The following is an 18503-nucleotide window of genomic DNA, read 5'->3' as shown; positions in this document are numbered from 1 at the left end:
AGGTGGGTGCCCGGATGGCGGAAGCCGAGCAGCTCGGCCAGGCCGTCTGCGACCTGATCGGCAGCCGGCGCGCCGCGGACGTCCCGCAGGACGCGCTGCTCGTCTTCAACCCCTCGCCGTGGCGGCGCACCGGCGTCGTCTTCGCCGAGACCGACCGGCCGGGCATCGAGGTGCTGGCCGACGACGTCGGCGTACCGGCGGAGGTCGCGCTGACCCGGGTGCACGGCACGGAGCTGTACGGGCGGCACATCACCGGCTGGACGCTGAGCGACGACGACGCGAACCCGACCGACGCCGCGAGCCGGGCCGGTGATGCGACCCTGACCTTCGAGGTCGCCCGCCACTCCCACGGCGCATTCGACGTCGCCGAGGTGAAGAAGGCGCTGGGCGCGGACGGCACGGACTGGCGGCGGCGCACCCTGCGGGTGCGGATCCTCACCGCTCCCGGCGAGCGCGTCCCGGTCTGGGCGGACGTCCCGCCGCTGGGGTACGCCGCGGTGCGCCCGCCGGCCCCGGGCACCGCCCCGCTGCCGCCGCACGACGTACGGGCGGACGGCCGGGTGCTCGACAACGGCCTGGTCCGCGTCGAGGTCGCCGCGGACGGCACGTTCAGCCTGACCGGCGCCGACGGCACCACCGCCGCTGGCCTCGGCGCGCTCGTCGACGGCGGCGATCTGGGCGACACGTACAACTACGCGCCACCCGCCGCCGACGTGCTGGTCACCGAGCCGGAGTCGGTGCGGGTCACCCGTACCGCGGCCTCGTCGCTGTGCGCCGTGCTCGAGATCGAACGGCGCTATGCCTGGCCCGCCGCCGGCGACTTCGCGGTGGACGGCCGCTCGCCGCGCAGCGAGACCGTCACTGTCACGATGCGCGTGGAGCTGCGCGCCGCAGAGCCGTATGCGCGGATCGCCGTCGAGTTCGACAACCGCTGCGACGACCACCGGCTGCGCCTGCATCTGCCGCTGCCGCACCGGACCGGATCCTCTTTCGCCGAGGGGCAGTTCGCGGTGGTCGAGCGCGGCCTGACCGCCGAGGGCGGGGGCGGCGAGGAGCCATTGCCGACCTTCCCGGCCGCGGGCTTCGTGGCGGCGGGCGGGCTCGCGGTGCTGCTGGAGGAGTACAGCGAGTACGAACTCGTCGACGGTGGCCGCGAGCTGGCCCTCACCCTGCTGCGTTCCGTCGGGCAGCTGTCCCGCAACCGGCACGTCCACCGCGATGAGCCGGCCGGGCCGCAGCTGCCCACGCCCGAGGCGCAGAGCCGGGGCCGTCGGAGCGTGACGTTGGCGCTGCTGCCGTACGGCGGCTCATGGCCGTCGGGGGCGGACGCCGTGCTGCGCGCGGCGGAGGAGTACCGGCACGGCCTGTTCGCCGTACCGGGGCGGGCCGAGCCGTCCGCGCCGCTGCCGGACGAGGTGACGGGTCCGGCGGTCGGCGGCTCCGGTGTGGTGCTGACCAGCGTGCGTATACGCGACGGCTGGACGGAGGTGCGGGTCGTCGCCGAAGGTGGCGAGGCCACCGAGGCCAAGGTTCACGGCGAGTTCACCCGGGCGCGGCGCGCCGACCTGCTGGGCCGGCCGGGCGAGGCGCTGGCCGTGACCGACGGGGCGGTGCAGGTGGCGCTGCGACCGTGGCAGATCGCGACCCTCCAACTCGGCCGCTGACCGCCCTTGCACTCCCGCCCCGCGCCACCCGGGCCGCGTCGCCCGGGCCGGGTGGCGCCGGGGTGCAGCCCGCGCTAACCGGGTGCATGGACGACGCCAGACTGTGGCGCACATATGCCCGCAGGCCGGCGTCGTCCCTCACACCGGGACCCGGCTGCACCTCCTGCCCGCGCCACCTGTTGAGTGGAGGCGCCTGCCCGATCTCCCGGGCCCGACGCAGGCCCGTGACCATCGTGGCGAGGTCGCGGTCATCGCCGAAGTAGTTCGGGTCCACGACGGGCGCGGCGTCCGGTGCGGCGCACGCCAGGCGGACCGTGCCGCGGCTGCGCGGCCGTATGGCCGAGACGCCGATCGTGTATCCCTGCCCCTGCTCGAGCACTTCCGCCGAGGGGACGGGCATGGGGATGTCGAGGAGGACCATCTGCAGGTCCGGCCCGTCCAGCCCGAACGTGCTGCGTACCAGCCCGATGGTCTCCGCGTGGTTCTTCGCCCCCACCGGAACGGGCCGGGCCGCGCGATAGACGACGTAGGACAGGGGATGGTCGTGCAGATTGGCCCCCACCCCCGGCAGATCCTGGACGACGTCGATGCCCCTCTCACGCAGATGCGCCTGCGGCCCGATGCCGGAGAGCATCAGCAGTTGCGCCGAACCGATGCTGCCGGCGGTCAGCACCACCTCTCCCGAGCAGCCGACGGACACCGGGTCGCCTCCCGTGACGTACACCACGCCGACGCTGCGCCCGTCCTTGATGATCAGCCGGAGGACCAGCGCGTCGATCACCACGTGCAGATCGGGGCGGTCCAGTACGGGCGCGAGGTAGGCGTCGGCGGCGCTCTGCCGCCTGCTGTCGACGATGTTCAGGTCGGTCCAGCCGAACCCTTCCTCCAGTCCGCCGCTGATGTCGCTCGCACGGTGGTAGCCCGTACGCGACGCCGCCTCCAGGACGGCCGCCAGGACCGGGTTGGGCGACTTGGCGGGCGCCACGGTCAGCGGGCCGCCGATGCCCCGGAGGGCGGGGTCGCGTCCTGAGGCGTTCTCGCTGCGCTTGAAGTACGGCAGCAGGTCATCGAAACCCCAGCCCTTCGCGCCGTCGGCCGCCCACGGGTCGTAGCTGGAGCGGTGCCCCCGGACGAAGACCATGGCGTTGATCGCCGATTCTCCGACGAGTGCGCGGCCGCGCGGCAGGAAGGCCTCGGTGCCGGTGGCGGTCTGCCGGGTGGTTGTGTCGCCCCAGTTCGCCGGGGTCTGCAGCGGGGCCGGCCACGAGGGCGGGACGGCCGCGGCGGCGGGCGGCCGGCGGCTCCCGGCCTCCAGGAGCAACACGCGCGCGCTGTCGTTCCCGGACAGGCGGGCGGCGATCACGCTGCCGGCGGTCCCGCCCCCGACGACGATGAAGTCGTAGCTGTCTGTTGTCGATCGCATGGCACTGGGTACCTCTCTCCGCACGCCTATTTCGGTGGTATCACCAGGCTTATAACGCTGATACCGCGGGGATGGTACGTTTATTCCGATATCACCGAAAACATCAGAAAGTGAACAGCGCGGGCGTCCGTGGCGAGTGCACGGGAGCGCCTGCTGCAGGCCGCAGCAGACCTGCTGACCCGCGAAAGCCGCGAGGCGGTGTCGATACGTGCGGTCGACGGCGCCGCCGGAGTCCGGGCGTCGACAACGGCCGACCGGCACCCTCTGGCGGGCGCATGCGGTCAGGGGTGCCCCCGGGCCACCCGTCACCACCTTGACAGGTGACGCGTGGTGTGTGAGTGTCGATCTGACCAACCTGGCAAGGGTTTTGTTCACGAGTCGATCGGAGCGGGGCCGGCAAACCAGCCGGACCGAGGATCCACTCCCTTCTTTCGCCACCGAATCGACACCCAACGAAACGGAGCGGCAAGTTGCCGAGCACGTGGAAGACCAGCAAGGTGCGTTACCTGAGCGCAGCCGCCGGCATGGCTGCCGTAGTCGTTGGGGGCGTCGCCATTGCCCCGCTGGCGTCGGCCGACACGTCGGCTTCCTTCACTGCGCCCGACGCCGAGGAGCGCGCGAAGACTTTCGAGTTGGTCGGCAAGCAGACCTCGATTGCGGACATCGATCTGGGCCGTACGGGAATCAGCCCGGGTGATCAGCGCGTCATCCACGAAGACCTCTACCGCGACGGCGAGAAGGTCGGCGATCACAGTGTGGTCTGCACCTACACCCAAGTCGACCCGGCGGCGCTCCAGTGCCTGGGCACTTTCTCACTGCCTGAGGGGCAGTTCGCCGCGCAGGCACTGCTCCACCTGCCTGCCCCGTCCTACGTCGACGTCGGCATCACCGGCGGATCGGGCGACTATCGCAACGCCCAGGGCTTTGTTCGCACCGTTCCCGCCGGTGACACCGAGAGGCACTTCACCGTCTTCATGAAGCGTTGACGGCCGATATTTGAAGCAACGGTTCCCCTCCGTTGCCTGTTGCCCCTCGGGCTGTCTCCAGGATCTGATCCAGAAGTGGTCGGGGGACGTCGTCCGGCGAGTCTGACCGGGCGGTGAGCAGGGTGGCGAGCCAAAGCTGCCGCAGCCGGATCGGTCGGACCTCGAAGGGCCCGATCCGGCTGCGGCGGACCGTCGTGGCGGCGCTCATGTCTGCCCAGGGTCAGGCGGCCCGAGGCCGGACAGGGGAAGGCTAGATCGAGTGGCCTGCCCCTCGCTGGGCGGATTGTCCGTTTCGGGTCCGCGACCCGGACCTGCGGGTGGCGGAGCGCCCGACGTAGGCGGCAGTGGGGGAACCTGCTGCTGTCGCCCAACGGGGGCCTGGATCCGGTCCCGATACCGAATTCCGGCGTGGGGTAGCCCCCGGAGCGCGGGTGACCCAGCCCCTGAGCTCCTGAACCCTCGCAGCAACGAGTCTCGGCTGATCGCGGGGATGGGCACTTCGGTGACATGTTGTGCCCACCCATCCGGGGTGTCTCAGCTCAGTCCATGAGGGTGTGGGGTTCGTGTGGGGAGGCAGGTCCCGCACTCCGTCCCCGCGCCGCTCGGTGCAGGGCCGGAGTCGGGGGTGATGCGGGACCCGCCGATCGAGGGGCCGGGTTCGAGGTCGGCCGGTTCTCGGTTGGGTCAGACGGCAGTGGCGTTGATGGTGACGGGGATGTTGCCGCGCGTGGCCTTCGAGTAAGGGCAGAGCTGGTGGGCAGCGTTGGCGAGCTCGGTGGCCTTGTCCTGGTCGACGCCGCCGAGTTCGAGGTTGAGGACGGCCGCGAGCGAGTACTCGCCGTCGCTGTGGTCCAGGGTCATTTCCACGTCGATTTCGGTGCTGGTCAGCTTGACCTTGCGGTCGGCGGCGGCCCGCCGGACAGCGCCGAGGAAGCAGGAGCCCCAGCCCGCGGCGAAGAGCTGCTCGGGATTGGTGGCAGTGCCCGCTCCACCGAGCTCCTTGGGGAGAGACAGAGTGGTCTCCAGCAGGCGGTCGCTGGACTGGACGCGGCCACCGTTGCGGCCTTCGCCGGTGACGTTCACAACGGCGGTGTAGATGTTCGGCATTGCATGTCCTCATCGGAAAGTACGGACGTGGTGAGTCTCGTAGGTCGAGAAAGCTCCTTGGTGGGGACCTTCATCGTGCGTCACCGGTTTAGGAGGTGAGTAGATGGTCGCAATGCAGTCGTCACCTGTCAAGGCGGTGATGTAGGGAGGTTTGAGGGTGGCGGGCAGGGAGCTGGGTCACGCACGGCTGCCGGCCTCAAGCACCTCGCGCTTCGGCTCACTCGACGTGCCCTCCCCGGACGGGCGATTCCTGCTTGGCCCAGCCGCGCAGGTCTTCCGGACTCCGGGCCTCGCGGTGGCGGGGCGATCCGGATCGAGGCTGGGTCGCGGGTCATGGGTCATGGGTCAGGCGGAGGCTGCAGTGCGCCGCTGCATCAGGCGGGGGCGCAGGGCGAGCAGGAGGGCGGCGATGGCGGCCCAGAGAGTGAGTGTGATCACAGGGCCTGCTGCGTGTGCGCTGTTGAAGTAGCTCAGCTCGGTGATGGCGCGGACGGCTGCTCCGGGTGGCAGGAGTGCGGAGATGGCTCGGGCCGCGGTGGGCAGCAGGTCGGCGCCGATGGTGGCGCCGCTGGTGGCGTTGCCGACGGTGAGGAGTAGCAGGGTGGCGACCGGGATGCCGATGGGGCCGAGGTAGGTGCCGAGGAGTTTGGTGGTGAATGCGGCCGCTGCTGCCAGGAGGGCGAGAGTGAGGACGAGCGGGATGACCGGGGCCGGAACTGCGCCCATGACGGGGCCGGCGATGATCGCCGCGACGGTGCCGATGGCCAGGGAGGCGCCGGCCAGCAGCCGGAATCGGTGGCGCAGGTGCAGGACGGTGGCCAGGCCGAGAGCGTTCGAGCCGAGGACGAATCCGGCCAGGGTCACTCCGAAGGCCATGTAGAAGCCGGCCAGTCCCCGGGCGTCGAAGTGGGTCAGGGGGACGACGTCTTCGGTGGTGACGTGCTTGCCGGCACCGTGGGCGTAGGCGTCGACGAGGCTCTTCACGACCGACGTGGTGGACGTGCCGGCCGCTCCTGCGATCTCCAGGTGCAGCCGGCCCGGGCCGTCGGTGCTGAGCGCGGCTACGACGTCGTGGTGTTCCAGTGCGTGGCGCGCAGCCTCGGCATCAGTGGCGGGGTGGACCTCGACGGCCTCGCCGAGAGCCTGGCGTATCTCGCCCGGCAGCTCCGGACCGGTGACGGCGATGGGGACCTGGTGGGGCCGGGGGTCGCGCTGCAGGCCGACGTAGCAGGCGATGAAGGCCGCCACGACGACCAGGGCGATCACTGTCGGTTGGAGCCAGGCCCTCACCGGCGGTCGACGGGCGGCGTGGCTGAGCCTGGAGGACGACTCGGCCGCCGCGGAGGGCGACTGCTCGCGCTCGGAGGTGGAACCGATGGGGGTTGTCATTGACACGGCTTTCTGACGGAGAGGATGCGGCGCACGGGGGGACCGGAGAGGGGCAACGTGCCCCCACATTCCAATAGGAGCATATGCTCCTATTGTCGGCATGGCAAGGCCGGGTCGCGGGCTTCATCTCCAGCCCTGCCGATCAGCGCCGGGGGCGGGGTGCCCCCTGCGCACTTAGGTGCATATACTCTTATTGCATCCGGGATGTTCTGGAGGAGCGCATGACCCCCACACCGACGGACCCCGCCGACGCCTGCAACAACCTTGCATTGCGCAAGGCGGCCCGGTACCTCAGCGCGACGTACGACAAGGCCCTGGCCCCGGTCGGTCTTCGGGCGACGCAGTTCAGCATCCTGCAGAAGCTCAGCGTTCACGACGAAATAACGATCACCGGTCTCGCCGACATGATTGCCATGGACCGCACGACGTTGGCGTCGAACCTCAAACCGCTTGCGCGTGAGGGCTTGGTGACCGTCGAGCCTTCGGCGGCCGACCGCCGCGCACGGATCGTGACGATCACGCCGCACGGCCTTGCCCGGATGAAGGCGGCGCTGCCGCTGTGGAAAGCCGTGCAAGCCCGGTTCGAGGAGAGCTTCGGGGCCGGCGAGGCGGCTCGACTGCGCACATCCCTGGTAGCCGTCCTCGATACCGGCTTCGAGCCCTGGGCCGAGTAGGGCGGTTGCCGGTCGGCCGCGACGGGGCTGGGGGAGGGGGTGCCGGCCGAACTCCGGTCTGCCGGCCGAGTGTCAAAGCGTGACGTGCTCGGCGACGGCGCCTACATCAAAACCGGTCTCGTCGTGCCGCACCGCAAGGTTCCGCCGGGCCGCTCTTGGCGGGCAAAGGGGGAGACGACGCGGAGCGTCGCAGGGCCGGGCCCGCGTCGAGTGTGCTTGGCCCGCATGAAGAACTACAAGATCCGTCGCGGCGAAGATCCTTCGTGACCGCCGACAGCGCGGTGACGGCCTCCGCCGCGCCGTCCGGGCCGCCGCCCGCATGTGCAACTCCGCCCTCGCCGTGTGATCAGAACACTCAAACCAGATCTGACCTGCCAGAAGACAGCCTTATGGTCACGCATCAGGTGCGTGACGTCAGATTCCCGCTTTCCCGGTCGAACCCACATCGCATCAACGGTTCCGGCGCTGTCGATTGCCGCCCCTCCGGCCCTTCGGGTGAGGCCGACGTGCCCGATGCAGGAACCGGCCGCCCTTTCAGTGCCCTGCTCGTTTCACGGTCGGGCTCGTGTCCGATGGGGATGACACTTGCAGCGGCCATGGGTGAACGGCGCAGTCACCCCGGCGAGTAAGATCTCGAACGCGGTGCGAGGCATGCGTCCCCCGTGGGCGGTATTGCATCCCAAATCGTCACCTGCCAGAATGGTGATATGGAACATGCCTTTCCCGCCGGACGCCCAGCGCTCGACTTCGCTGGAACGCTGCGCGTACGGCGCAGCCCCAGTCCCCGGGAGATGCTCCACTCGCCGTCGAGTCTCAACTCATGGTTCCGCGAATGCGGAATCACGGAGGGTGACATCGCCTGCCGACCTGTCGATGTCCGCAAGGCGGTGACTCTGCGGGAAGCGATCTATCAGCTGGTCGTCGCGAGAATTACCGGTGAGAGCTATGACCAGGATGCGTTGATCCTGGTGAATGACGTGGCACGCCAACCGCCTCCTGTTCCGCGGCTCACCGCGGCCGGATGCAGCATTGAAGCCACTATTCAGCAGGCGTTTTCTTACGTTGCCCGGGACGCCATTGCAGTCCTCAGTGGACCGGAGGTCCCGCTGCTCAAGGAATGCGCGAATCCCGACTGCACCCAGATCTACATCGATCATTCCCGAGGGGCGCGTCGGGAGTGGTGCAGGATGGATCCGTGCGGCAACAGGATCAAGGCAGCGGCCTACCGGGCACGCAAGCGCGCGAGTGAGTAGGCGGGGAGCCTCATGAGCTCACCGCCGCAAGGCGGTATGGCCACACCTCTGGTGAGTGCCTCTCACCTGCGGGATGTCGAGGCGTTGGAGGCCGTGGCTCAGCCGGTCGCTACGGCGGCCACCTTGCCCTCCCACGTGGGCGCAGCGGCTGGGCCCGGCAGCCATCGGTCCTGACCGAGCCGTAGCGGCTGAGCCGGACCAGGCGGCTCGGTGTCGAGTCGAGCGACACGAGCCAGTCGATGTCGCCTGCCGCCTACGCCTACGCCTACGTAGCTTTGAGCATCCGGTCGGACGTCCTCCGTCCCCAACGGCGGAATTGGTGTACAGGCCGGCCCGCGACCCTTGCCGTTGGGGCATGTCCCGCCATGTCACCCGGGACCGGAACTTCCACACGATCCCGTTGGGCATCGTCCGGTCGTCCATCCGAGGCCGTCCCATCAAGGGCCGGGGCAGGCAGCGACCGCATGAAACCCCGCTCGGCATCTGACAGTTCAACGACCCGAGCCTGAGCCGCTGCCCAGAGCCGGCAGCGTGGTCGGCATCGACCTGGGGGTCGTCAACTTGCTCGCCGACTCAGCGGCGGGTCGTCCCCAACCTGTGTCACGGCCCGAAGGCCGCCGCGAAGCCGGAGGCGCACGGCAGGCACCTTGTCGGTACAAGCGCTGCTCGAGGCGCCGCCGTAGGGCCGTCGAGCGCGTCGCCACCCTGCACCGGAAGGTGCGGCGCCCGCGCCTGGATCACGCGCAGCGTGTGCCGCACGCCGGAGGAGGTGTCGCTCCCAACGGGTCGTACTCACCCGTCTGTTCGAGTGGGAGAGGAACCATGGCGAGCTCGGGTGCACGGTCGTCAGGATGCACAAGCAGGGAGTCGCCCCGGCCCCATGCCCCGGAGTCGCAGTCCGGTCGCGACCTCATCGGGATCGCCGCCTGGAGCTCGAACACGAACGAGGGGGGAGGGGCCACGTGCTGGAACTGGCCTTCGCCACAGCGAAGGTGGGCCTGTTCTCGGACGAGGACCCGCTGTACCGGGTCGACAGGTGGTGGCCAGACCTTCCGCCCGGGCCACCGGAGGGCGCGTACGTCCACGTACACTGCGCGCGGCCCGGCCAGGGCCGGGCCCTTCCGGCCCCCTGCACAGGTAGCTGCCGGCCCGTGTCCGAGGGGCGGCGCGCGACGGGGTGCGAGGGGGGAGTACTGTGCGCTCGCATCAACCCCCCCGATGTACGGATGTGCGTGGAGGACAGATGAAGGTACCCACCCGTGCGTGGAAGCGCTCGGGCGCTCTCATAGCGGGCGTGGCCGTCGGGTTCGTCGGAGTGGGCCTGTGTGCCACTCCCGCGTCGGCCCACACGCCCGTGTGGACGGTGACCTGCTCCGAGGTCACCGTCGATCTCAAGGCATACAACGGCAACGTCACCAACACGGTGACCATCACCGTCGACGGCAAGGACCTGCTGCCCGCCAAGGAGTTCGGGCGCGAGTTCCACGAGACGCTGAAGCTGCCCGAGCACAAGACCGAGGTTCCGGTGCGCCTCGTGGTGAAGGCGGGCGACGGGGAGGGGTTCTCGCGCGACGAGACCAAGACCTCTCCGGTCTGCGAATCCACGCCGCCCTCGGAGACGCCGAAGCCGTCGGAGACGCCTGAGCCCTCCAAGACGCCTGAGCCGTCGAAGACGCCGGAGCCCTCGGACACCCCGAGCACCGAGCCGCCCAGCTCCGATGCCCCCGTTCCGTCGACCAGCGCCCCGGCGCCGGGTGACCTCGCGGAGACCGGTGGATCCAGCGCCACCCCGGTGATCGCCGGTGCCGCAGTCGCGGCGGTCCTGGCCGGTGGTGGCATCCTGGTGGCGACCCGCAAGCGTCGCGCGGCCGCTCGCGGCTGACCCCGTCCAGGGATGACGTGCCCTGCGGCCGAACAGGCCGCAGGGCACCTCCATATGCGGCCTGGGCGAACCGACGGCAGCCATTCACCTAACCCCGCTGCGGCCTCGAATCCGGGTCCCCGGGGCCGGCCCTCCTGTCCAGGAACACGACCCAGCAGCACCTGTGGTGTGTACTACCAGCGTTGTTTTCCCCGGATTCCGCTGGAGCAGCAGGACCGGCGCCACCACAGTCCGGGAGGCGGCGCTCGTGGCCGAGCCGCCGCAGCGGACAGTCAAGTCGCCGCTCGATGAGGTGGCCGGGGACACGTCACAGCGCGGGTGGGTGCCGCGGTTGAGCGGCTGGGGACGGCGGGGCGTTGTCGCTGTTGGCGGGGATGCCGGAGGGTGTGAGAGCGGCGGTGTCGGCCGGGCAGTGGTCGGTGGTGCCGTGCGGGCTGTGGTCGGCACGCGGGGTGGCGGGCGTGGGGGTGCGGGCTCGGTGGCCGTGCAGGCGGGAGGTCGCGCCCTGAAGGAGACGGGCGAGCAGGTGGGCGCGCCCGGCGACGATGGGGCTGAGGACGGCGAGGACCAGGACGTAGCTGGCGATGAATGGGGCGAGGCGGCCGTCGAGGCCGGCGGTGGTGGCCATGGCGGCCAGAATGAGTGCGAACTCGCCTCGTCCCAGAAGAGTAGTGGCTATGTTCGCGGCAGGCTGGGGGCCGTAGTGGTAAAGGCGGGCGGTGAACAGTCCTGCGGCCACGTTCATGACGATGGTCAGTGCTGCTGCGATGGTGACCGGAACGGCGACGGAGGCGATGTCTCCCGGGTTGATGGCCAGTCCAAAGGCGAAGAAGAAGATCGCGGCGAAGGCGTCGCGCAGTGGATGCACCAGTTTGCGGATCCGCGGCCCGGAGGGCGTTCCGGCGAGGATCAGGCCGACCATGAAGGCGCCGATGGCGTCGACGACCCCGAGGACCTCGGAGACGCCGGCGATGAGGATCGCGGCGCCGAGGAAGCTGATGACCAGCAGTTCGTTGTCACGTACCGCGATGAGGCGCCCGATCAGACGGGTGCCGTAGCGGGCTGCGACAGCCAGCACCATAAGGAAGCCGAACGCCTTGGCCGCATGGAGGATTGTTTCCCCGATGCCTTGGGCGCCGCTGATGACGGGCTGGAGCGCGGCGAGATACAGGGCGAGGAAGATGTCCTCCACGACGGTGACGCCCAGGATCAGACGGGTCTCGGGGCGAGCGATGCGGCCGAGGTCGACGAGGATCTTGGTGACGATCGCGGAGGAGGAGATGCCCAGGACACCGGCGAGCACCAAGGCCTCCCGCGCGCCCCAGCCCAGGGCGAGCCCGAATCCCAGGCCCGCGCCGACGTTCAGCAGCAGGTAGATTCCGCCGGCGGCCAGCAGGCGCCTGCCGCCGGTTTTGAGGTCCTCGAGGTGGAACTCCAGACCCAGGTAGAACAGCAGGAGGACCAGGCCGAGCGCGGAGAGCATCTCGAAGTCGTGTGCGTCCTCGACCAGGACCAGGCCTGGAGTATGAGGGCCGAGCAGGATGCCGGCGAGTATGAACAGCGGGATGGTCGGCAGGCCGATCCGGCTGCCGAGGCGGGCGAGGACGGCGGCGGCCAGGAAGGCGCCGCCCATGGCGAGCAGAGTGTCAGCATGTCCCACGGGTCACCACCTTCCGCAGCGTGGGGCGTGCACAGTGTTGCGACTGACGGGATCGGATACCGTCCTCCGTTCACAGGTCTGTCAGGCAGCGGTGATGGTCTGAGCGTCGGTGCCGCGGTTGGATGCGTCGGTAGGTGTCAGGGCAGGCGGGGGCGGTGCCCCGCCGGGTCCTGCGGGGGCGCGAACAGGTGCGCCGTCGCCCCCGCCGTGACCAGGCCCGCGGCGAGGATCAGCCCCTGAGGCAGCACCAGGCCCGTGACGAGCATTGCCACGGAGAGGACCAGCAGGGCCCAGGCCGGGCCGCGCCGGTATTCCCGAGGCCGGCGCGGGCGTCCCGCTTCCAGACCGCGGACGTAACGCAGGTCGCTCTGCTCCAACTGCTCCTCGAGATCGCGCAGCGGATTGCCGCCATCCTGTGTCATGGCTCCTCCTCCCGAGGACCGGCAGATGAGGGGGTCTACGCCACCGTCACACGCGGCCTGCCGGCGTCGCCATCGGGTCCAGCACCCATTTCCGCAGGTGGCCGACCCCCATCACCGCCTGCAGATGGGTGTCAGTACCGATGGACGCCTGGGCACTGCACCCCGCAGGCTGACGATGACGGCCGAAGGCCCTCGACGGCAGCCGAGGCACCAACGCCGACGGGCGGCGCCGAGGCCGGCCGCAGTGGCAGGGAGGGCGATGGGACGGAGGCGGTGTCGGGAAGGGGCCGGCATCAGCGGCATGCGCGAACGCGCCCTGCTCATCGGCGCCGGCCTCTCCCTGGGAACCGGTCCCGACAGGGGCACCGAAGTACGCCTGACCGTGCCCGTCCACCACCGGAGCCACCGACCATGCCCCAGGCGGCCGAAACCCGCATCCTCCTCGCCGACGACCACCGCCTGGTGCGCCGTGGAGTCCGCCTCATCCTTGGCGAACCCGGCCTCACCGTCGTGGCCGAGGCCGGCGACGGCGCCGAAGCCGTCGAAGCGGCCCGCACCCACCACCCCGACCTGGCCATCCTCGACATCGCCATGCCCCGCCTCACCGGACTGCAGGCCGCCCGCGAACTCTCCCGCTCCCAGCCCGGGACCCGCATCCTGATGCTGACCATGTACGACAACGAGCAGTACTTCTTCGAAGCGCTGGCCGCCGGGGCCTCCGGCTACGTCCTGAAATCCGTCGCCGACCGCGACCTCGTCGAAGCCTGCCACGCCACCATGCGCGGCGAACCCTTTCTCTGTCCCGGCGCCGCCAACGCCCTCATCCGCCACTACCTCGACCGTGCCCACGAAGGCCTCTCCATCCCCTCCAAGGCCATCACCGACCGGGAGGAGGAAATCCTCAAGCTCGTCGCCGAAGGCAACACCTCACAGGAAATCGCCGACCTGCTCGTCATCAGCGTCAAGACTGTTGAGCGGCACCGGGCCAACCTGCTGGAGAAACTCGGCATGAAGGACCGGCTGGAACTCACCCGGTACGCAATCCGAGTCGGACTTATCGAGCCGTAAACCCCAGGTGCGCTTCCTCCGCTCCCCGGCGCAGCACCGGAACCCAGGTCGGACACGGCGGCGGGCGGGTCGCCGCGCAGACCAGCGTGGCGAGCGCGGTCGCGGGAAGCACGGCCTTGTGGGTTCATCACCGGAGAAGGAAGGCATGGTCAGCGTCTGGCCTGGGGTGCGCCCAGTGCCTTGAGGGGGTGTCAACTGCACACTGAACTCGTCGAACTCCCGACGCCCTACCTGACCCGTCCGACAGAGCCGGCCGACGCCCTGCATCCAAACCGGGACCTTGGACCACTTCGGCGACTCTCCCGCGGTGCGGGGTGCTCTCGCCGGTGAGCGAGAGGTGCTCTCACAACTCCGGTTCTTGCTCAACCTTTTGGTCGGTCAGTACCGACAGCCCTCGGTGCAGGCACTCGATGAGGCGCGCGGCGATTCTCCCTTCGGGGTCGAGACGGGGGTTGAAGATCGTGACGTCGAGGCCGACGGCTTGTTCGTCGGCCAGTGCTGGCCGCAGCACGCTCTCCAGTTCTGACCAGGTCAGCCCACCGGGGATGCGGTAGTCGACGGCGGGCATGATCGCATCGTCCAGGATGTCGACGTCGAGGTGGATCCAGTACCCGGCGTTTTCGGAGTCGGTGAGTCGGCCGATCGCCTGGCGCGCTGCCGTAGCGGCGCCGGTTGCGCGCACACCGTCGAGGTCGATCGCGTGCAGCTGTGGCGGCAGCGGCTGCATCCCGGCCCGGGAGGACTCGGCGGAGTCACGGAATCCGAAGGCGACGACATCCTCGTCCCGGAGCAGGGGCCCGCGGCCTTCGAGGTCGGTGAGTAGCCGGGGGCCACGGCCCGTGGCCAGGGCGAGTTCCATCGAGGCCGCCTCGCCGGCCGGCTCCGCCGACGGCTGGTAGAAGTCGGTGTGGCCGTCGAGGAACAGCAGGCCGTAGCGCCCGCGGCGGCGCAGGGCGAGGAGGTTGCCGAGCAGGATGCTGCAGTCGCCGCCGAGGACCACGGGAAAGCGGTCGGCGTCGAGAACAGCGCCGACCGCGTCGGCCAGTCGAACCGAGTACTGCGCGATGCCAACCGGGTTGAGGATCCCGGTGTTCGCGTCCCGCCTCGGGTCGTACGCCGGGGCTTCGACCCGGCCGGCGCGCACCACCCCGGGGTGGGCCGGCAGACCGGCGTCGAGCAGAGCCGTCGGCAGGTCCTGGACGCCGGAAGGTCGCAGCCCGAGCACGGACGGCGCCTCGATGATCGCCAGTTCACGCACGTCTCAACCCTTCCGCCTGATGGGCAGCGCCCGGTCTGGCATGTGTCTCCCGCGCTATCCGATCGAGTATCGCCCCTATGGGGCCATAGTGGTGCAAAATGCGCATCGCGTTGAGCTGTGTCGGGCACCCGCAGAAGCCCTCTCACGAAAACGAGACATGTGCCAGAACCCGAGTTCGGACGCCACGTGTTGATCACATCAGCGTGGGATCTCGATGAGAGGTGACACCACTGCGGCGGAGTCGGCCCGCGAGCTGCGATGTGATGCCGTGGAGGAGTGGCCGGTCGCCTTGTGCTTGCGTACGGGGCCCTGGGCGAGGAGAGTCCCGCCCAAGGCGGGGACCCGGCCGCTGTCGCCACCGGCTGAAGAGCAGACTGATCTCAAAGGGCAGGGATACGACCGGGCGGTCCGGGACGAGTGGGTCGTCGCCGAGGAAGCCTTCCAGGCTGCTGACGTCGCTCGCACCATCGCCGGGGAGAGCGCCGGCCGTCTCTTCCCGACCGGCCTGGATTTCGACGAGTGGCTGAAGGGACCGCGGTCACGCGACCTCGCGCGGCTGTGCCGCGTTCGCGACCGGATCGACCGGGAGTACACGCAGCCGCCGGACGTCGAAGGGCTCGCCCGCGGCGTGAACATGTCGGTCGGGTACTTCAGCCGGGAGTTCCGGGCCGTGTCCGGCGAGGCGCCGTGCAGGCACCTGATGACGCGGCGCATCGAGCGCGCGAGCCCAGCGACGAGCAGCCGACCGCGAAACGGACCTCGGTGACGCCGCGGTCGCCACGGCGCAGCAGCGCCACTTTCAGCACTCGCTTCACCGAACTGATCGGGATGCCGCCCAGCACCTACCGGCGCCACGCGGCGCGCGACGGTGGCGATGCCGTTGTGCGTGGCGAAAACAGGGGACCAGACCGATCAGGAATCGAGAAGCACCGGCGCCCGAGCCGCAGCTAGCGTGTCCGCCATGGACATCACCATTCGCGGGACCCGCCTGCCGACATCTCCCCGCGACGCATCCAGGCTTGGCGCGAGGTGAACGAGGTGCCCGTCCGCGAGCTGGTGCGCGACGGCCGCTGGTTAGTCTGACGCTCGGCCCGGCGCACCGTGTGGCCGCGGCCCAGAGGCTCCACGGGCCGAAGCGAAGGAGAAGCAGACGTACTGCTCGAGCTGGTTAGATCGAGCCAGGCGACGCCTACGGAGACCGCGAAGGCGGCCCCGCCAACAGATGGAGACACGAAGAGCATGGCCACGAGGACCGACACGCAGTCGCCTGCGCTGCACGCTGCCGACAGCCACGAACTGATCCGCGTGCACGGCGCGCGCGAGAACAACCTCAAGGACGTCAGCATCGAGATCCCGAAGCGCCGGCTGACGGTCTTCACCGGAGTCTCCGGCTCGGGCAAGAGCTCGCTGGTGTTCGACACGATCGCCGCGGAGTCGCAGCGGCTGATCAACGAGACCTACAGCGCCTTCGTGCAGGGCTTCATGCCGACGCTGGCCCGGCCCGAGGTCGACGTCCTCGACGGGCTGACGACCGCGATCATCGTCGATCAGCAGCGCATGGGTGCCGACCCTCGTTCGACGGTCGGCACCGCCACCGACGCCAACGCGATGCTGCGCATCCTCTTCAGCCGGCTCGGGCAGCCGCACATCGGCCCGCCCAGCGCGTACTCCTTCAACACCGCCTCGGTCAGGGCGAGCGGTGCGATCACCGTCGAGCGCGGCAACAAGAAGACGGTGAAGGCGACCTTCAACCGCACCGGTGGTATGTGTACGCACTGTGAGGGCCGGGGCAAGGTCTCCGACATCGACCTCACCCAGCTCTACGACGACTCCAAGTCCATCGCAGAGGGCGCGTTCACCATCCCCGGCTGGAAGTCGGACAACGTGTGGACCGTGGGGATCTACGCCGAGTCGGGCTTCCTCGACCCGAACAAGCCGATCCGCAGGTTCACCAAGAAGGAGATGCAGGACTTCCTCTACCGCGAGCCGACCAAGGTGAAGGTCAACGGCGTCAACCTCACCTACGAGGGGCTGATTCCCAAGATCCAGAAGTCGTTCCTGTCCAAGGACAAGGAGGCGATGCAGCCGCACATCCGGGCGTTCGTGGAGCGGGCGGTCACCTTCACCACGTGCCCCGAGTGCGACGGCACCCGGCTCAGCGAGGGGGCTCGGTCGTCGAAGATCAAGGGGATCAGCATCGCCGACGCCTGCGCGATGGAGATCCGCGACCTGGCCGAATGGGTCCGCGGCCTCAAGGAGCCGTCGGTGGCGCCGCTGCTCACGGCACTGCAGCACACCCTCGAGTCGTTCGTGGAGATCGGCCTCGGCTACCTCGGGCTCGACCGGCCGGCGGGCACGTTGTCGGGCGGCGAGGCGCAGCGTGTCAAGATGATCCGCCACCTCGGGTCCTCGCTCACCGACGTCACCTACGTCTTCGACGAGCCGACGATCGGGCTGCACCCCCATGACATCCAGCGGATGAACGACCTGCTGCTGCGGCTGCGGGACAAGGGCAACACGGTGCTCGTCGTGGAGCACAAGCCGGAGGCGATCGCGATCGCCGACCACGTCGTCGACCTCGGTCCCGGCGCCGGTACGGAGGGCGGCACCGTCTGCTTCGAGGGCACCATCGAGGGGCTGCGGGCCAGCGGCACCGTCACCGGCCGCCATCTCGACGACCGGGCTGCCGTCAAGGCGACGGTGCGCAAGCCCACCGGCACGCTGGAGATCCGTGGAGCGACGGCGAACAACCTGCACAACGTCGACGTCGACATCCCGCTCGGTGTTCTGACGGTCGTCACCGGCGTCGCCGGCTCCGGCAAGAGCTCGCTCGTGCACGGGTCGATCCCGGCCGGCGAGGGTGTGGTGTCGGTGGACCAGAGCGCGATCAAGGGCTCGAGACGGAGCAACCCGGCGACGTACACCGGACTGCTCGACCCGATCCGTAAGGCGTTCGCCAAGGTCAACGGTGTGAAGCCGGCTCTGTTCAGCGCCAATTCCGAGGGCGCCTGCCCCACATGCAACGGCGCCGGCGTCATCTACACCGACCTGGCGATGATGGCCGGCGTCGCCTCCCCCTGCGAGGATTGCGAGGGGAAGCGCTTCCAGGCATCGGTGCTCGAATACCACCTCGGCGGACGCGACATCAGCGAGGTACTCGCGATGTCGGTCACCGAGGCGGAGGAGTTCTTCGGCGCCGGCGAGGCGCGCACGCCGGCCGCGCACAAGATCCTGGAGCGACTCGCCGACGTCGGGCTCGGCTACCTCAGCCTCGGCCAGCCGCTCACCACGCTGTCCGGCGGCGAGCGGCAGCGGCTCAAGCTGGCCACGCACATGTCCGAGAAGGGCGGCGTCTACGTCCTCGACGAGCCGACCACCGGACTCCACCTGGCCGATGTCGAGCATCTGCTCGGCCTGCTCGACCGGCTCGTCGACACCGGCAAGTCGGTCATCGTCATCGAGCACCACCAGGCGGTCATGGCGCACGCCGACTGGATCATCGACCTCGGCCCCGGCGCCGGCCATGACGGCGGCCGGATCGTCTTCGAGGGCACACCTGCCGATCTCGTCGCGGCCCGCTCCACCCTCACCGGCGAGCACCTCGCGGCGTACGTCGGCAGCTGACCGAGGCCCTCGTGGTCCGCGTCTCGTGGTCCGGTCCCGGACCACGAGACGCGGACCTTGCTGGTGACGGCCTCGCTCGGACCGAGGGCCGGC

12 protein-coding genes and 3 pseudogenes are annotated in these 18503 nt (G+C 69.7%); 9 read left to right on the top strand and 6 right to left on the bottom strand.

Going from position 1 to position 18503, the window contains the following annotated elements:
* Positions 1-1542: 1542 nt before the first annotated feature.
* A complete protein-coding gene (locus tag ABT078_RS25795; RefSeq protein ID WP_502981313.1) occupies positions 1543-3087 on the bottom strand; it encodes a GMC family oxidoreductase in 1545 nt (514 codons plus the stop codon).
* 470 nt (positions 3088-3557) lie between these two features.
* Here ABT078_RS25795 and ABT078_RS25790 point away from each other — a divergent pair, with 470 nt between their 5' ends.
* A complete protein-coding gene (locus ABT078_RS25790) occupies positions 3558-4073 on the top strand; it encodes an allene oxide cyclase barrel-like domain-containing protein (RefSeq protein WP_351231602.1) in 516 nt (171 codons plus the stop codon).
* Positions 4074-4757: 684 nt separating this feature from the next.
* Here the strand turns inward: ABT078_RS25790 and ABT078_RS25785 are convergent.
* Both ABT078_RS25785 and ABT078_RS25780 read right to left on the bottom strand, forming a co-directional pair.
* Positions 4758-5180, bottom strand: a complete 423-nt coding sequence (locus tag ABT078_RS25785; RefSeq protein WP_351231600.1) for an Ohr family peroxiredoxin — start codon at positions 5178-5180, stop codon at positions 4758-4760.
* Between the two features lie 345 nt (positions 5181-5525).
* Positions 5526-6569, bottom strand: coding sequence for a hypothetical protein (locus tag ABT078_RS25780; protein ID WP_351231598.1), 1044 nt, complete (start codon positions 6567-6569; stop codon positions 5526-5528).
* Between the two features lie 221 nt (positions 6570-6790).
* Between ABT078_RS25780 and ABT078_RS25775 the strand changes: the two genes are divergently transcribed.
* The 5 genes and pseudogenes from ABT078_RS25775 (at position 6791) to ABT078_RS25760 (ending at position 10378) form a co-directional block, all read left to right on the top strand.
* Positions 6791-7243 carry a MarR family winged helix-turn-helix transcriptional regulator gene (locus ABT078_RS25775; RefSeq protein ID WP_351231596.1) on the top strand — a complete coding sequence of 151 codons (453 nt, stop codon included), beginning with the start codon at positions 6791-6793 and terminating at the stop codon, positions 7241-7243.
* A gap of 49 nt (positions 7244-7292) precedes the next feature.
* Positions 7293-7589: pseudogene (locus tag ABT078_RS42800) on the top strand (IS5/IS1182 family transposase); the annotation flags it as partial.
* A 316-nt stretch (positions 7590-7905) separates the two neighbouring features.
* Positions 7906-8496 carry a CGNR zinc finger domain-containing protein gene (locus ABT078_RS25770; RefSeq protein WP_351231594.1) on the top strand — a complete coding sequence of 197 codons (591 nt, stop codon included), beginning with the start codon at positions 7906-7908 and terminating at the stop codon, positions 8494-8496.
* Positions 8497-8979: 483 nt separating this feature from the next.
* Positions 8980-9234 (top strand): annotated as a pseudogene (locus tag ABT078_RS25765) (transposase); the annotation flags it as partial.
* Between the two features lie 505 nt (positions 9235-9739).
* A complete protein-coding gene (locus tag ABT078_RS25760) occupies positions 9740-10378 on the top strand; it encodes an LAETG motif-containing sortase-dependent surface protein (protein WP_351231592.1) in 639 nt (212 codons plus the stop codon).
* Between the two features lie 307 nt (positions 10379-10685).
* Here the strand turns inward: ABT078_RS25760 and ABT078_RS25755 are convergent, their stop codons facing one another.
* Positions 10686-12038 carry a cation:proton antiporter gene (locus ABT078_RS25755; protein WP_351231590.1) on the bottom strand — a complete coding sequence of 451 codons (1353 nt, stop codon included), beginning with the start codon at positions 12036-12038 and terminating at the stop codon, positions 10686-10688.
* Between the two features lie 137 nt (positions 12039-12175).
* On the bottom strand, positions 12176-12460 hold the full coding sequence (locus ABT078_RS25750; RefSeq protein WP_351231588.1) for a DUF3040 domain-containing protein: 285 nt from the start codon (positions 12458-12460) through the stop codon (positions 12176-12178).
* Positions 12461-12871: 411 nt separating this feature from the next.
* Between ABT078_RS25750 and ABT078_RS25740 the strand changes: the two genes are divergently transcribed.
* Positions 12872-13528 (top strand): response regulator, encoded by a 657-nt coding sequence (locus tag ABT078_RS25740; protein WP_351231586.1) that lies wholly within the window; start codon positions 12872-12874, stop codon positions 13526-13528.
* Between the two features lie 343 nt (positions 13529-13871).
* Here the strand turns inward: ABT078_RS25740 and ABT078_RS25735 are convergent, their stop codons facing one another.
* Positions 13872-14786 (bottom strand): arginase family protein, encoded by a 915-nt coding sequence (locus ABT078_RS25735; RefSeq protein WP_351231584.1) that lies wholly within the window; start codon positions 14784-14786, stop codon positions 13872-13874.
* Between the two features lie 577 nt (positions 14787-15363).
* Between ABT078_RS25735 and ABT078_RS42795 the strand changes: the two are divergent.
* Together ABT078_RS42795 and ABT078_RS25725 are read left to right on the top strand one after the other, a co-directional pair.
* Positions 15364-15730 (top strand): annotated as a pseudogene (locus ABT078_RS42795) (helix-turn-helix domain-containing protein); the annotation flags it as partial.
* 295 nt (positions 15731-16025) lie between these two features.
* A complete protein-coding gene (locus tag ABT078_RS25725; protein WP_351231582.1) occupies positions 16026-18410 on the top strand; it encodes an ATP-binding cassette domain-containing protein in 2385 nt (794 codons plus the stop codon).
* Positions 18411-18503 lie beyond the last annotated feature (93 nt).

Source organism: Streptomyces sp. NPDC002133, assembly GCF_040296405.1.
GTDB lineage: Bacteria > Actinomycetota > Actinomycetes > Streptomycetales > Streptomycetaceae > Streptomyces.
This window is presented reverse-complemented; position numbering and strand designations above follow the sequence as displayed.

Bases quoted from the DNA above. Each gene is read 5' to 3' on its own strand.
- ABT078_RS25795 (WP_502981313.1), bottom strand. From the start codon at position 3,087: ATGCGATCGACAACAGACAGCTACGACTTCATCGTCGTCGGGGGCGGG.
- ABT078_RS25785 (WP_351231600.1), bottom strand. From the start codon at position 5,180: ATGCCGAACATCTACACCGCCGTTGTGAACGTCACCGGCGAAGGCCGC.
- ABT078_RS25780 (WP_351231598.1), bottom strand. From the start codon at position 6,569: ATGACAACCCCCATCGGTTCCACCTCCGAGCGCGAGCAGTCGCCCTCC.
- ABT078_RS25775 (WP_351231596.1), top strand. From the start codon at position 6,791: ATGACCCCCACACCGACGGACCCCGCCGACGCCTGCAACAACCTTGCA.
- ABT078_RS25760 (WP_351231592.1), top strand. From the start codon at position 9,740: ATGAAGGTACCCACCCGTGCGTGGAAGCGCTCGGGCGCTCTCATAGCG.
- ABT078_RS25750 (WP_351231588.1), bottom strand. From the start codon at position 12,460: ATGACACAGGATGGCGGCAATCCGCTGCGCGATCTCGAGGAGCAGTTG.
- ABT078_RS25740 (WP_351231586.1), top strand. From the start codon at position 12,872: ATGCCCCAGGCGGCCGAAACCCGCATCCTCCTCGCCGACGACCACCGC.
- ABT078_RS25725 (WP_351231582.1), top strand. From the start codon at position 16,026: ATGGCCACGAGGACCGACACGCAGTCGCCTGCGCTGCACGCTGCCGAC.